General features: G+C 73.9%; 9 protein-coding genes. 3 read left to right on the forward strand and 6 right to left on the reverse strand.

The genetic code is table 11. The annotated features are described in order from the left end of the window. The first annotated feature begins 74 nt into the window (after nt 1-74). Together WME83_RS31370 and WME83_RS31375 are read left to right on the forward strand one after the other, a co-directional pair. Nucleotides 75-1,079: a hypothetical protein gene (locus tag WME83_RS31370; RefSeq protein WP_437313381.1), complete on the forward strand. Its 1,005-nt coding sequence runs from the start codon at nt 75-77 to the stop codon at nt 1,077-1,079. After that, a complete protein-coding gene (locus WME83_RS31375; RefSeq protein WP_437313382.1) occupies nt 1,076-1,879 on the forward strand; it encodes a glycerophosphodiester phosphodiesterase in 804 nt (267 codons plus the stop codon). The genes WME83_RS31370 and WME83_RS31375 overlap by 4 nt, the downstream gene beginning before the upstream one ends. 124 nt (nt 1,880-2,003) lie before the next feature. Here WME83_RS31375 and WME83_RS31380 read toward each other — a convergent pair whose 3' ends face one another. The 3 genes from WME83_RS31380 to WME83_RS31390 form a co-directional block, all read right to left on the reverse strand. Beyond that, nucleotides 2,004-3,503: a serine/threonine-protein kinase gene (locus tag WME83_RS31380; protein ID WP_437313383.1), complete on the reverse strand. Its 1,500-nt coding sequence runs from the start codon at nt 3,501-3,503 to the stop codon at nt 2,004-2,006. Between the two features lie 162 nt (nt 3,504-3,665). After that, nucleotides 3,666-4,553 (reverse strand): LolA family protein, encoded by an 888-nt coding sequence (locus WME83_RS31385; protein ID WP_437313384.1) that lies wholly within the window; start codon nt 4,551-4,553, stop codon nt 3,666-3,668. A gap of 142 nt (nt 4,554-4,695) precedes the next feature. Then, a complete protein-coding gene (locus tag WME83_RS31390) occupies nt 4,696-6,567 on the reverse strand; it encodes an HTH domain-containing protein (protein ID WP_437313385.1) in 1,872 nt (623 codons plus the stop codon). 809 nt (nt 6,568-7,376) lie between these two features. Between WME83_RS31390 and WME83_RS31395 the strand changes: the two genes are divergently transcribed. Beyond that, nucleotides 7,377-7,769, forward strand: a complete 393-nt coding sequence (locus WME83_RS31395) for a hypothetical protein (protein WP_437313386.1) — start codon at nt 7,377-7,379, stop codon at nt 7,767-7,769. Between the two features lie 93 nt (nt 7,770-7,862). On the opposite strand, the gene alaS is transcribed toward WME83_RS31395, so the two are convergent. The 3 genes from alaS to WME83_RS31410 all read right to left on the reverse strand — a co-directional run bounded on the left by alaS (nt 7,863) and on the right by WME83_RS31410 (nt 14,236). Beyond that, complete coding sequence (gene alaS, locus WME83_RS31400; RefSeq protein WP_437322071.1) at nt 7,863-10,613, reverse strand: alanine--tRNA ligase; 2,751 nt, start codon at nt 10,611-10,613, stop codon at nt 7,863-7,865. A gap of 205 nt (nt 10,614-10,818) precedes the next feature. Then, complete coding sequence (locus tag WME83_RS31405) at nt 10,819-11,616, reverse strand: HEAT repeat domain-containing protein (protein ID WP_437313387.1); 798 nt, start codon at nt 11,614-11,616, stop codon at nt 10,819-10,821. Between the two features lie 328 nt (nt 11,617-11,944). Beyond that, complete coding sequence (locus WME83_RS31410; protein ID WP_437313388.1) at nt 11,945-14,236, reverse strand: TIGR04551 family protein; 2,292 nt, start codon at nt 14,234-14,236, stop codon at nt 11,945-11,947. Between the last annotated feature and the right edge of the window lie 383 nt (nt 14,237-14,619).

A 14,619-nucleotide genomic window follows, 5' to 3' on the forward strand; every position in this document is an offset into this window, starting at 1 on the left:
GGAGCCTATCAGAACCGCCGCGCGATGCTCGGTCCGCGAGCGGCCGGCCGTGAGGCGTGCTACCCCCTCGCCCGATGAAGCCCAGGGACATCGTCGTCGCGACGCACGGCCACTGCTTCGACGGCATGGCGAGCGCGGCGCTGTTCACCCGCTTGATGCAGGCGCTCCGCCCCGGCGAGCCGCTCGCGCTCCGCTACCGCTCCTGCGGGTACGGCCCGGGCATGACGATGATCCCGCCCTCGTGGCTCGACGGCGACGAGAACGCGATCCTCGACTTCCGGTACACGCCGACGAAGAAGCTGACGTGGTACTTCGACCACCACATCACCGGGTTCGGCTCGGACGACGAGCGCGACGCGGCGCTCTCCGGCGCGTCGCGCGGGACGGTCGCGGGCGACGCGCCGCACGTCTTCTACGACGCCGCCTACGGCTCGTGCACCAAGCTCATCGCGGACGTCAGCCGCGATCACTTCGGCGTCGAGATGTCCGGCGTCGATGAGCTCATCCGCTGGGCCGACCTCATCGACACCGCGCGCTTCCCCTCGGCCGAGGCCGCCGTGAGCCGCGAGGAGCCGATCATGCAGCTCGCGTCGGTCGTCGAGCACCACGGCGACGGGCCCTTCCTCGCCTCCGTCGTGCCCCGGCTCGTCGAGCGGCCCGTGAGCGAGGTGGCGCGCGCGCCCGACATCCAGGAGCTCTGGCGGCCGCTCTCCCTCTCGCGGCAGACCTTCGTCGCGCGCATCGAGCGCGGCGCGCGGAAGCTCGGCCGCGTCGTGCTCGTCGATCTCTCCGACGCGCCGCTCGAGGCGGTCGGCAAGTTCATGACGTACGCGATGTACCCGGACTGCGTGTACTCGGTCACGCTCTCCCGGCAGAAGCAGCACTACAAGCTCTCGGTCGGCTACAACCCCTGGTGCGGCGTCGCGCGCGACCGCGACATCGCCCCGATCTGCCGCCGCTACGACGGGGGCGGGCACCCGGCCGTCGGCGCGGCGTCCTTCCCGCTCTCCGCGCTCGAGCGCGCGCGCGAGGCGGCCCGCACCATCGCGGAGGAGCTCAACGAGGAGCCCGCGCGGTGACCTGGGCCGAGCAGCGCTTCCGCCGGAGCGCGCGCGCGGCGGGGCGGGCGGCGCCGCGGGGCGAGGCCGGCGCGCTCGGGCCTTGCGCGCCGCTCCTCTTCGGGCACCGGGGCGTGCGCGGCGAGGGCGCCCCCGCCGAGAACACCCTCGCCGCCTTCGAGGAGGCGGCCGCGCAGGGCGCCGACGGGATCGAGCTCGACGTGCGGGTGTGCGGGTCGGGCGAGCTCGTGGCGCTGCACGACCCGGACCTCGAGCGGGTGACCCAGGGCGCGGACCCGCGCGCCGCCGCGGCGCTCCGCTGGGACGAGCTCCGGCAGGTCGACCTCGGCGGCGAGCGGGTGCCGCTCGTCTCCGAGGTGCTCGCGTTCGCGCGCGGGCGGCGGCTCGCGGTCAACGTCGAGATGAAGCGGGACGTGCCCGACCGCGCCGCCGTCGTGCTCGCGACCGCGCGCCTCTTGCGCGCCTGGGATCCCCGCCACGCGGTGCTCGTCTCGTCGTTCGATCCCGTCATGCTGGCCTCCTTCGCGGTCATGGCGCCGGCCGTCCCGCGCGCGCTCCTCGTGCACCGGAGCCGCTACCACGACACGGCCGTGCGCCTCGCGCCGGCGCTCGGGGCGCTCGCCGCGCACATCGAGCGGACGATCGCGTCGCCCGAGCGCATCGCGCTGCTGAAGCGGCAGGGGCGCGTGATCAACGTGTGGACCGTGAACGACCCGCGGGAAGCGCGGGACCTCGCGGCGCTCGGCGTCGACGGGCTGATCACCGACGTGCCGCGCCGCATCCGCGACGCGCTCGCGTGATCACCGACGTGCCGCGCCGCATCCGCGACGCGCTCGCGTGACCGGCGCCGCCGCCGAGCGTCCGCGACCTTCGCCCTCGGGCGCAGCCGGCCGCGGGCGCTCGGCGCCTCGGCGCAGGCGGCGGCTACCGTCGCTGCCAGGGATCGACGATCTCGCGCGCCCGGTGCGGGGCCCGGCGCGGCGCCGAGCGCGCCGGCGGGTCCTTCCTCGCCGCGGACGCCGCTGGCTCCGCCGTGCCCGAGGGCGCCGGCGAGGGCGGCGCCGGGTCAACGGCCGGCGCGCTCTCGGGGACGAGCAGGCGATCCGCCACGGGCGTCGACGCGCGGGCGACCTCCACCGGCGGCGGGGCCGTGATCGCCGGCGCGGGCTCGACCAGCGCGGGCTCGACCGGCGCGATCACGGGGCCAGCGCCCTCCTGGCCGACGGGGCGCAGCGCCGTGACCGCGGCCGTCCCGCTGAGCACGAAGAGCGCGCCGCACGCCAGCAGCCAGCGCCGCGTCGCGCTCCCGCGCGGCCTGCGGGCGTCGCGGACCTCCCCGGCCGCGGCGGCCGTGAGCGTGCCGGGCTGCGACGGATCGGGCAGCGGCGTGAGCGCGTCCTTCCGCGGGGCCGCGCCCTGATCCTCGGACGCGTCGGACCACGAGAGCGCGCCGCCGTCGCCCGGCCCCGAGCGCTCGGCGGCGCCGGCCGGCGACAGCCCGAGCAGCGTGCCCGTGCGCGACGCGGCCGGCGAGGGCTGCGGCGCAGACGGCGCGGGCAGCGGGACGCCGAGGTCGCCCGCCGCGGCGACGAAGGCGTGCACCATCTCCTGCGCCGACTGGAACCGCAGGGACCTCTCGCGCGAGAGCGCGCGCAGGAAGAACCCGTCGAGCTCGGCGGGCAGATCGCTCGCGAGCTGCGTCGCCAGCGGGATCGGCTCGACGAGGATCCGCGACAGGACCGCGCCGAGCACGTCGCCCTCGAACGGGAGCTTGCCCGTGACGGCGCGGAAGAGGATGACCCCGAGCGACCAGAGATCGCTGCGCGCGTCGAGGTCCTTGTCGCCGCGCGCCTGCTCGGGGCTCATGTAGAACGGCGAGCCCAGGAGCTCGCCGGTCTTCGTGGTCTCGCCGCTGAGGAGCTTGCCCGCGAGCTGCTTGGCGATGCCGAAGTCGAGGACCTTGACGATCTCCTCGTCGTCATCGACGCGCGCGAGGAACAGATTGCCAGGCTTGAGGTCGCGGTGGACGAGCCCGGACTCGTGCGCGCGGCGCAGCGCCTTGCCGGTCTGGACGGCGATGCGCGCCGCGTCCGCGAGGGAGATGCGGCGGACCCGCCTCAGGCGGCGGCTGAGGTCCTCGCCCCGGAGCAGCTCCATGACGAGGTACGGGACGCTCCCCTGGATCCCGTAGTCCTGCACGCTCACCACGTGCGGGCTCTCGAGGTTCGCCGCGGTGCGCGCCTCGCGGTAGAAGCGCGCGCGGAACTCGGGCGAGGCCGCGTGCTCCGGGTCCATGAACTTGATCGCCACCGGCGCGCCCAGCTGGACGTGCCGCGCCGCCCACACGGAGCCCATCCCCCCGCGCGAGAGCGGCTTCTCCAGGCGGTACTTTTCGCCGACGATCGTTCCGGGCTCGACGTCCATCGCCGACTCCTCCCGCCGAGGCGAGGTGGATTGGGCAGATCTAGACGTTCGAGCGAGCGGCGTCCATGCCGTCCGGCGAGCACAGCAGATCGGCGGCCGGCGCCCCCGCGAGCTGCGCAGTTCGCGCTCAAGCTCCCTCAGGGATCGCCTGAGCGCGCGGACTCAGTCCCGGCAGTCGACATAACGGCGGACGACGCCGCCGGGGATCGGCTGGGTGAACGCCCCAGAGAGGAGGGGCGGATTCCACTTCGCCTCCTTGTATTGAAAGATGACGTCGTCCTCCGTGTTGGGCACCCGCATGCGGATCGAGCGGGGGATCTCGGCCTCGCAGGCGCCGCCGCTCGGCGGGATCGGATCGTCGATCCCCTCCGGGTCGACGCGCGGCGGCGCGGTGCGGACGACCCCATGATTGCTGAGCTCGGCGTGATAGAGGTCCATCCCCCGCTGCGCGACCCGGACCTGCCGGACGCGCAAGCGCTGCTGGCTCCACGGCAGGCGCCAGTCGTCCGGGCGCGGCTCGAGGTGGATCTCCTCCACCGCGTCGCGGGTGCTCTGGATCAGCACACGGTAGAAGCCGTCGCCGTCCCAGGCGATCGAGGCGCCGTGCGGCTCGTGCGCGAGCACCGGCGCCTCGCCGCGGAGGAGCGAGACGAGCGCGTGCCCGGGGATGGGCACCTGGGTGAGCCGCGCCAGGTTGCACGCGCTCGCGGGCCCATGCAAAAGCTGCTTCTCCCCGACATCGAGCATCTGGAACAGGGTGCCATTCGACGTGAGCGTGTAGAGCGTCGCGCCGAAGGGGCTCACCACATCGAAGCGGACCCGATCGGGATTGACCGCCAGGATGTACACGTCACCGCGGATCCTCCCCTGGCGCGAGAAGTGGTCGATCTTGGCGGTGCCCTGGACGCCGTTCACGCAGGCATACGTGTCCTTCATCCGGTCGAGCGCCGCGTCGGCGGTCGGGAACCGGGATGGCGGCGGATCCACGGCGGCACAGCCGCTCACGAGCACGGCGAGGGTCGCGGCCCAGGCGATCGCGCGATGGCGCATGGGCGCGGACGCTGACAAGGATCGCGGAGCCCGTCAACCGCGGAAGCGGCGAGGGAGGCGAAGAGGGGCGCGACGAGGGAGGCGAAGAGGGGCGCGGCGCGCCCGGCCGGAGCGAGCCCCGGCCGGACGCGCGCGGCCGAGATCAGGACGCCCGGAGCGCCTCGAGCAGATCGACGTCGGGGATCGCGACCGGCAGGCGGGCGCGGAGGACGGCGACGTCGTTGTCCTCGCAGAGGCGAGCCACCGCCAGCCCGTCGAAGAGGGAGATGGGCGCGGTCCCCGGGATCGCGGCCTCCTCGCGCGCGCCGGAGAGCATCTGACCGGCGGTCAGGATCCAGCCGGCGGTCGCGGGGCCGTAGTGGTGGAGCGAGCCGCGCAGCTCGGTGACCCGCTCGCGGCCGACCTCGCGGCCGTCCCGCCGGATGACCAGCGCCAGCTTGATCTCGTCGCCCGCCGTGCGGAGCGCCCCGGAGAAGTGGCTCTCGCCGCCCGGCGCCCCGGCGCGGCGCACCGCGCGCAGCTGGCCGAGGCCGATGCGCTCGAGGGCGAGGACACAGATCTCGACGAAGGCGTGGCCCGGGAGCTCCGAGAGCTTGCGCGCGAAGGCGCGCCGCGCGGCGTCGCGGTAGCGCTCCACGGCGGCGAGCGCCTCCTGCTCCAGCCGCGCCAGGTCGCCCGGGAGCAGCCAGTCGGTCAGCGCGATCCGGCCGCCGGCGAAGCGGAAGCGGGGCCGCTGCCCCGCGGCGGTGCGGCGCGCGTTGTCGGCGCGCACGGCGGCCGCGACCTGGGACTGCACGAGCTGCACGTCCCCGGCGAGCCGGCCGCGGCGCTGCGCCGTCTCCGCGATCTGCCGGAGCGACACCGCGCCCGCGTTCCGATCGAAGGTCGAGAGGATGCCCGCGACGGCATCGGCCAGATCGCGGCCGGCCAGGTCGTCGAGCGCGTGCCCCTCACCGCCCGTGAGCTCGATCACCTGCGGGCCGCGGTAGACCGGCTCGGCGCCGAAGCCCTCGGGGCGCTCGACGCGCTCGACGCGATCGACGCGCTCGACGCGCTCGACGCGGTCGAAGCGCTCGCTCCGGTCGGAGCGCTCGCTCCGGTCGGAGCGCGGCGGCTCGCGGCCGTTCTCGCGGCGCGCCTCGAACACCGGCGTCGCGACATACGAAGGCAGCCCGCCGGAGCTCGCGGTGGCCTCCGCGGTCCCGCGGCCGCGCCGGCGGCGGCGGCGGCGGCGGCGGCCCTCGCCCTGCTCGCCCGACGAGCCGGGGGTGGCGCGGTCCTCACCGCCGAGGATCGGCTGATCGTCGTCGTCCTCCTCGTCGAAGAGCTCCGCGGCGCCGGCGACGGCCTCCGCCCGCATCGCCTCGTCCGGGCCCGGCGGCTCGGCGTCCTCCAGATCGCCCTCCTCCTCGTCGAGGTACGCGCCGGCGGCCCGCGGGGACGAGGGCGCCGGCGGCGGCACGGGCTCGCGCACGGCCGGGATCTCCACCCCGTTCAGCGCGGCCGCGGCGGGCGCGGCGACGAGCTCCTCGTCGTCGTCCTCCTCGTCGTCGAGCGCGGGCGCGGCCTGCGCCGCCTCGCCCGCGGCCTCGGTCTCGACGTCGGCCGCCTCGGTCTCCACCTCGGGCTCGGCCGCGAGGACCCCCGAATCGCTCTCTTCCACCGCCTCGTCGTCCGCGGCCGTCTCGAACAGGGTCGGCTGCTCCTCGTCCTTGCGCGCCTTGGCCGCCTCGGGCTTCCCGCCGCGCTTCCCCTTCTTCCCGTCGAGCCCGGACTTGATCGTCTTCTCGTCCCACTCGCGCAGCGCGAAGACGCCCGGCTTCACCCGCACCAGGGGGTTGTCCGCCGTGTCCTTCTTCAGCGTCGCCGCCAGGCGGGCGCCCATCGTGACCTCTGGGCTCTTGCCAACATGGCTAAGGAGGTTCTTCTCGATCGCGATATCGGTGATCTCTTTATAGTGAAGCGGTCTACCGATGAGGCGAAGCACCTCGGCGGCTGCATCCGTGAACGTCATTTTGTTCGCCCTTCGGGCGCGCCGCCCGGCGGGCGCCCTCGTCGTCCCCATCGCGGCCGCCCCGTCCACAGTGGCTGACGAAGCGCGCGGGATACCCCACCGCAGCCGGGAAACGCACATTCGCTCCCACTCGGCCACGACGCGCGGAACGGCCTGCTCGTAGCATGCTCGAGCACCGCGGTCAACGGGCCGCGCGATCTGGCTCAAGATAAGCCGCTGGCCGACCTCTGGGGCTGGAACGAGGGCGCGGCCGGCGCGAAGCCCGCGCCTACCGCGCGAAAGCCGGGAAAGCGGGCGTGCGGCGCGGACGAGAGCGCGGCGCGGGACGCGGCGGCGGCGCGCGAGCATCGATGTCGTCCGTGAGCGGCTGTCGGCCAGTCCGGAGCACGGGATACGCGAGCGGTAGATGCGCTTAGCGCTTGTCGCGGGGCGCGGCGGTCCCGCGCGGCCGCGGCGCGAACTGCGATGATGGAGAACGCGATTGGACGTGGCGCGCCACGCCGGCCAGCGCGAGAGCAGGAGCGCGCCGAGGACGGGAATGAGGCGCGCCGAGAGCGGGAGAGCCCTCCCGGCCAGGGCGCCGCCGCCGCGCCTCGCCGGGGCGCGCCGCGGCGCGGCGCGGCCACGACACCGCGCCGCGCCGCTGGCGGCGCGGCCACGACACCGCGCCGCTGGCGGCGCGGCCACGACACCGCGCCGCTGGCGGCGCGGCCACGACACCGCGCCGCTGGCGGCGCGGCCAGACAGAGCGGCGACAACATCGCTTTTGCGCTTTGCCATCTCCCGGATAAGGGGGTTACGCTGCGTGGGTGGAGCTTTCGCGGCTTCTCGATGAGCTCACCCTGGCGGCCAACCGGGTCGGCATCGCCGTCCGGATGGAAGCGTTCGATCCGCACCTGTCGGACGCGCGCAATCCGCGGGGCGGGCTCTGCACCGTGCTCGGCCGCCGGGTCATCCTGGTCGACGCCAATGCGTCGCTGCCCGATCGCATCGCCACGGTCGCGGCCGCGCTCGCGCGCGTGGACCTGGAGTCCGTGTTCCTGCCGCCGATCGTGCGCGCGACCATCGGCGCGCACGCCCGCGGCGCGCGGCCGCGGGCGGCCCCGCCGGGCGAGCCCGTGCGCCTGCCGACGCGCCACGGCAAGCGCGGGAAAGCCTCGACGCTGCTCCCGCTCGCCCGCACCAAATGGCGTGACTCCTGATCGCTGCGGCGCGCCCCCTCCCCCGGGCGCGCCGCCCTCCCCTCGCGGGCCCGGCGAGGGCGCCGGCGGGGGCTCCTCGCGCGGCGCCGCGCGCTACGAGGCGAGCGCCCGCTCGACCTCGACGTAGGTCGCCGCGATCGCCGCGTCGAGCTGCGCGACGTCGGTCCCGCCGGCCTGCGCCATGTCGGGGCGGCCGCCGCCGGAGCCGCCCACGATGCGGGCGATCGGCTTGATCAGCTCCCCGGCCTTGAGCCGCTCGGTCGCCGACTTGGAGAGCATCACGGCGAGCTGCGCCTTGTCGCCCACCGCCGCGCCGAGCAGCACCGCCGCGCGATCGCCGAGCTTGTCGCGCAGCTTCTCCGCCAGGTCGCGCAGCGCGCCCGGGTTGGTGCCGTCCGGCACCCGGCGCGCGAGCACCTTGATCCCGCCGATCTCCCGCGCGTCCTCCAGCATCGCGTCGATGCCGCCGCCGCCGCCGCCCTGCGCAGGGCCGGCGCCGCCCTCGAGGATCCGCCGCTCGAGGTCCGCGACCTTCTTCTCGAGCTCCCGCTCGTGCGCCACGATCTTCCCGATCTTCTCGGCCAGATCGCCGCCCTGCGCCTTCGCGACCTGCCGCGCCCGCGCGAGCTCGGCCTCGACGCCCCGCGCGTACGCGAGCGCGTTCAGCCCCGTCGACGCGAGGATCCGGCGCACCCCCGCGGCCACGCCGCCCTCGCTCGTGATCTTGAACAGCCCGATGTCGCCGAGCGCGCGCGCGTGCGTGCCGCCGCAGAGCTCCACCACCTCGGGCGTCATCGTGAGCATGCGCACGGTGTCGCCGTATTTCTCCTCGAAGATCGCCATCGCGCCCCGCCGCCGCGCCTCGTCCATCGGCAGGATCTCGGTCGTCACCTTCGCGTTCGTGAGGACCTTCTCGTTCACGAGGTCCTCGATCCGCGCGATCTCCTCGCGGGTGAGGGGCCGGTTGTGCGTGAAGTCGAAGCGGAGGATGTCCGGGCCGACCCGCGAGCCCTTCTGCTGCGCGTGCTCCCCGAGCACCTTGCGCAGCGCCCAGTGCAGCACGTGCGTGGCCGAGTGGTTGCGGCGCGTCGCCGACCGCGCCGCGTGGTCCACCTCGAGGTGGACGCGCTGGCCCACCGCGATCGCCCCCTCGCGGACCACGCCCTCGTGCACGACGAGCCCCGCGACCGGCTTCTGCGCGTCCTTCACCTCCACGCGCGCCCCGTCGGCCGTCACCTCGCCGCTGTCGCCGACCTGGCCGCCCGACTCGGCGTAGAACGGCGTCTCGCGGACGACGATCTCGACCGCTTCCCCCGCCTCCGCGCGCTCCACCAGCGTCCGCACCTTGCGCGCCCGGTCGCCCTCGCCCTGCACCTCCACCCGGATGATCGCGGCGATCTCGCTGTCGCCCTCCTCGCGCTCGTAGCCCGTGAAGACGACCGGCTGCGCGAGCTTCGCGCGCGCCTCGCGGTGCGCGGCGTCCACGGCGGCGGTCGGATCGATCGGGCCGTCCGCCTCGGCGGCGCCCTGGATGACCGCCTTGGCCCCCTGGACGTCGACGTCGAAGTTCGACTCGGCGCAGATGACCTGCGTCAGATCCAGCGGGAATCCGTAGGTGGTGTAGAGATCGGCGGCCGCGGCGGCCGGGAGCGTCCTCTCGCCCGACGAGCGCATCTCGTCGAAGCGCTCGTCCAGGATCTTCATCCCGCGCTTCAGCGTGGAGCGGAAGCGGACCTCCTCGTCCTCGGTGACGCGGGCGATGAGCTCGCGCCGGTCGCGCAGCTCCGGGTACGTCTCGCCCATCCGGCGGACCACCTCGAGCGCGACCTCGTGCAGGAACGGCCGGTCGATCCCGAGCCGGTGCCCGTGGCGGATCGCCCGGCGCATCACCCGGCGGAGCACGTACTCGCGCAGCTGCCGATCGGGCATCACGCCCTCGGCGATCAGGAACGCGGTCGTCCGCGCGTGATCGGCGATGACCCGCATCGACACGTCGTCATCGGCGCTCCCGCCCGTGTACGGCTTGCCGCTGAGCTCCGCGGCCTTGTCGACGAGCCCCCGGAGCAGGTCGGTGTCGTAGTTCGCCGTCACGCCCTGGAGCACGCTCGCGATGCGCTCCAGGCCCATGCCGGTGTCGATGCTCGGCGCCGGCAGCGGCACGAGCGGGCCGTCCTTCTCGGCGCGCTCGTACTGCATGAACACGTTGTTCCAGATCTCGGTCCAGCCCGTGCCGTCGATGCGCGGCTCCTCGCCGAAGCGCGAGACGTCGGGCTCGTTCCCGTGGAAGAAGTGGATCTCCGAGCAGGGGCCGCACGGGCCGACGTCGCCCATCGTCCAGAAGTTGTCGGCGAGGCCCAGCCGCAGGATCCGGTCGTCGCCGAAGCCGGTGACCTTGCGCCAGATCGCCGCGGCCTCGTCGTCGGCCGGGAAGCCCCCCTCGCCGTTGTAGATGGTGACCACGAGCCGCGACGGGGAGACGTCGTAAACCTTGGTCAGGAGCTCCCACGCGAAGGCGATCGCATCTTCCTTGAAGTAGTCGCCAAAGCTGAAGTTGCCGAGCATCTCGAAGAACGTCTGATGGCGCGCGGTCACGCCGACGTTCTCAAGGTCGTTGTGCTTGCCGCTGATCCGGATGCACTTCTGGCTCGAGGCGGCGCGCTGGTAGGGGCGCTTGTCCTTGCCTGTGAAGACGTCCTTGAACGGCACCATACCCGCGTTCACGAACATCAGCGTCGGATCGTTCTGCGGCAGGAGCGGCGCGCTCGGGACGACCTCGTGCCCGCGCTGGGCGAAGAACTCGAGGAACGTGCGTCGGATCAGATCGGAGCTGGCAGGCGTTGCGATGGGCATAGGAGGAGGCGCGGTCTAGCACGACCGGAGAGCGGCATCCGCCCGCTCGAGGGGGCGAGCCCGGCCGCCGCCGCGGCGCCCGCGCGCGGACTGGGGAGGCCCGGGTCGACCCGCGCCGGGCGCGGGCGCCGGCCGGTCGAGCGCCGCGGCGCTGGTCGAGCGCCGCGGCGCGCCCGTCGAGGACCGCGGCGCCGCCGGGTCAGCGGCCGGCGGGGACGACGCTGCTGCCCGAGGCGGCCTCGAGGGCGAGGGGCGCCCGCTGCAGCGCGCTCTCGATCGCGCCCGCGACGGCGTCGGTCTGCAGCTGGGCGAGCTCCTGCCGGCCGCGGGCGCGCCGCGCCTCGGCGACCGCCTGGGCCGAGCCGGTCATCGAGCCCTTCAGCGTCTGGCTCGGCATCTCGCGGATCACGAACTCGACCTTGGCCGAATACCCGATGCCGTCGGCCCCGTGGCGCTTGCTCAGGTGCGTGACCGAGCCGTCCAGCGTGAACGCCGGCAGCTTGCGGCTCTTGCCCTCCGCCGCCACGTCCGTGCCGTCGGCCACGATCTCGATGTCGGCGAACTGCATCACCCGGTTGCGCGTCTGCTGCTTGAGGAGCGACCCGAGCATCGCGTCCTTCACGCCCGAGCGGTTCTCGAACTTGCCCAGGCTGACCAGGAACCGCGCCTTCGCGGACGCCTTGGAGAGCCGCTCGATGGCGGCCTGGATCGGGCGCTTCTGGCTGGGGGTGGACTCGACGGTGAGCGCCGCCTTGAGCGCCGGGACCGCCGCGGGGTTGCCGAGCGCGCCGAGCGCGGCCGCGGCCGAGGCGCGCACCGCCGGGTGCGGATCCTTCAGCGCCTTCTCGAGGGCGGGCCGCGCGCCCGGGCTCTTCGAGCGGCCGAGCGCCAGCGCCGCCGCGACCCTCAGCCGGTAGTCCTTGCCGACGGCGATGTCGCGGAAAGCGGAGGTGTCGGCGTCCTGCGCGCTCGACAGGGACGTCGAGCCGAAAACCATCGAAGTCGCCAAGAACATCGCAATGAAGAGACGACGAACCATCACGTCCCTCCGGAGATCGGCGGCTCTCGCCCCTCGCTCTCCTCGGTAAACCACGGAAATCTCGCGACGCGCCTGGCGTCCAGACGGTCTTATCCTTGGCCAGGACGGTCGCGAGATCAAGGCCCCTTTGGCCCGCGATGCCTCATGCAGGACGCGTGACGAGCCCGGTTGACGTCGTCGTCACGCTCCGGAGCGCCCCGGTTTACCGCCCGGAGCGCTTATTTCCAGACACACTGCTACGGTTGAGCCTGGATCGGCTGACCAGCTCAGAAATCGGCTGACCAGCTCAGAAGAGGATACCGAGATACCAGCGCACCGTCTGTGCGGTCTCGAGGTCGATCGGCTGGATGGCCTTCTCCCCCGCGAGCTGGCCGAGCCCACCGAGCGGGAACAGCACGCCGTACTGCACCGCCGTGTAGAAGCCGCCCATTTTGTCGGGATCGTCGTTGAGCGTCCCGTCCTTCGACTGGAAGTACAGCTGCCCGTTCAGCTCGATGCCGAGATCCCTGGCGTTCCCGGGCGCCTGCACGAACTCCGAGGCGCGGCTCCAGATGACCGCGGCGCCGAGGCCGGCGCGCTGGCCGTTCTTGTCACGAGCGAAGTCCCAGTCCACGCCGGGGCGGAAGTAATAGGCCCCCTGGACCCGAGACAGGATGTTCCTGAACAGGATCTGGTCGACGCGGTAATCCGGGTGGAAACGGAAGGTCGAGTAGGTGCGATCGGTCGAGTTCTGGGGGTCCATGAACCCGTCGCCGGCGGGCTTCAGGGAGGGCACGTCGTCGTCGCCGGTCGCGTAGCCGAAGCCGAAATGGATCCGCAGGCGGCCTTCCATCTCGGTGAGCTCGGCCTGGGTCGCGATCCCGAACTGCCGGACGCCCCAGCCCGTGTCCTCCGACGAGAGGTAGTTCGCGTAATCGGCCTCGTTCTGCCCGCGCAGGTCGAGGGATCCGTAGATCATCGCCGCCTCGAGCTCGAAGCGGAACTTCTTGTAGAGGAGCTGGAACCACACGTCGGGGATGACCATCTCCGCTCCCCGGTGCACGTACCCGCTCGCGACGTTGTCCGCCGTCTGACCGAGCGAGGCGGACAGGTCGGGGTTCCCGGTATCGACGGTCTCGTCGTTCGCCAGGGTCTGCTTCCGGTAAGCGAAGTAGACGCCGCCGTTCATGACCGCGTTGCCGCGGGCGAGCTCGAGCTTCTGGAGCTCCGGGTTCTTGCGCCGGACGGCGACGAACACGTACTGATCGACGTCATCGGACTGGGCGAGGTCGTAGGGCTGGCCCTCGAGCTCCTGGAGGGAGGCGCTCGTCGCGCCCTCGTTGGCCCAGTCCCACGCGCCGGCGAAGTAGATGTCGTATTTCTTGATCCCCGTGACGAACATCAGCCGATCGACGGTCGACTGGTAGTCGGAGTCGTGCCCATCGCCGCTGTTCGCCACCATGCCGAGGCCCCAGTGGTTCGGCATCCGGCCGAAGCGCAGGAGGCCTACGGGGGTCATGTACTCGCCCCAGATCCGCTTGACGGAGATCGAGTCCTTCGGCGCGTTGACGCCGGCGCTCGGCGCCCACTGGGTGCTGGAGAAGACCCCGAGCGGCGAGTACCCGCCCCGGCGGGCGACCTCGTAGCCGCCGCGGGCGCTCGGCCGGTTCGTGTAGCCCTCCGGGGTCGAGCCGAGCACGACGTTGTCGAGGAGATCGACCTGCGAGAGGATCCGCAGGTTGTCGCTGATGTGCAGCTCGGGGTTGAGCCGGAAGCGCATGTTCGCGCCGGCCTGGGTGTCGCTCTTGCACCAGTGGAAATCGCGCGAGCCGCCGCTCGTGCTCTCGCTCGGGTCGCAGAGGTTGACCGCGTGGGCCGAGTCGTAGGAGTTGTCGGCCGGCTGCGGCCAGAGCGCCGCGTTGCGCGGGTCGACGCGGCCGAGGGCGAAGCTGTTGAAGAGCTCCCACCGGAGCCGGTAGTAGCCGTGGAACTCGAACGTCGGCCGCGCGTGGGACCACCAGTCCTCGGCGTACACCTCGCTGGGGCGGGCGCCGATCTCCCCCTGGGTCGCCTTCCGCTCCGTCCCCTCGGCGGCCGCCGAGGGCCCCTCCGACGCGGCCGGCCTGGCCGGCTGGGGCGCGGCCGGCGCGGCCGTGTCGGCCGGCGGCATGAGCGGCTCGCGCGCCGGCGCCGGGGGCTCGAGCGCCTCCACGTCGCTGCCGCCGACCGGCGCCGCGCCGGGTTGCACCGGGGTCGCCCCGGGCTGCGCCGCGCCGGGCTGCGCCGCGCCGGGCTGCGCCGGCAGCGCGGTGGCCGCCCCGGGCTGCGCCGCCCCAGGCTGCGCCGCCCCGGGCTGCGCCGGGGCCGCGGTGGCCGCGCCGGGCTGGGCGGGTGCGGCGCCGGGCTGCGGAGCAGGAGCGCCGGCCTGCCCGGCGGGCGGCTGCGCTGGAGCCGCCGGCGGCTGGGCCGGCCGGCGCGCCGGCTGGGCGGACGCGGAGGACGCGCCCAGCACGAGCGCGAGCGCGAGGCCCGACCGGAGGCGACGGCGAGGGGTGCCAGGGCTGCACGACGTTCCCGGAGACCGCGACGAGATGGGCATCTGCTTGGTTTCGTTCGCGCGTTTGGCCCCGCGCGCAGGATGAGGTTGATGTTCCGAGCTCTCGGTGGCCCGGAGGCCGGGCGCCGATGTCTCATGCCCGGCTTGTGTGGTCAAGGCGCCGCTCGGCCCCGACCTCGGGAACCCGCCCCCCGGAACGCCCCCGGGCGCCCCCGAGCCGGCGCCCCGCTGCGCGCGCGCCCGGCGCCGTCCCGCCGCCCCCGACCGCGCGCCCCCGACCGCGCGCCCCCGACCGCGCCCGTCCCGCCGTCCCCGACCGCATGCAGCGGCTTCTTTGAAGCCCTCTTGGAATTCTGCGCATGATCCGGGAAGATCCACCGCGTTGCGTTGGATGCCGCCGCGCGCGCCGGCTGCCGTACTCGCCT

It is taken from the genome of Sorangium sp. So ce385, assembly GCF_051474135.1.
Lineage (GTDB): Bacteria > Myxococcota_A > Polyangia > Polyangiales > Polyangiaceae > Sorangium > Sorangium cellulosum_D.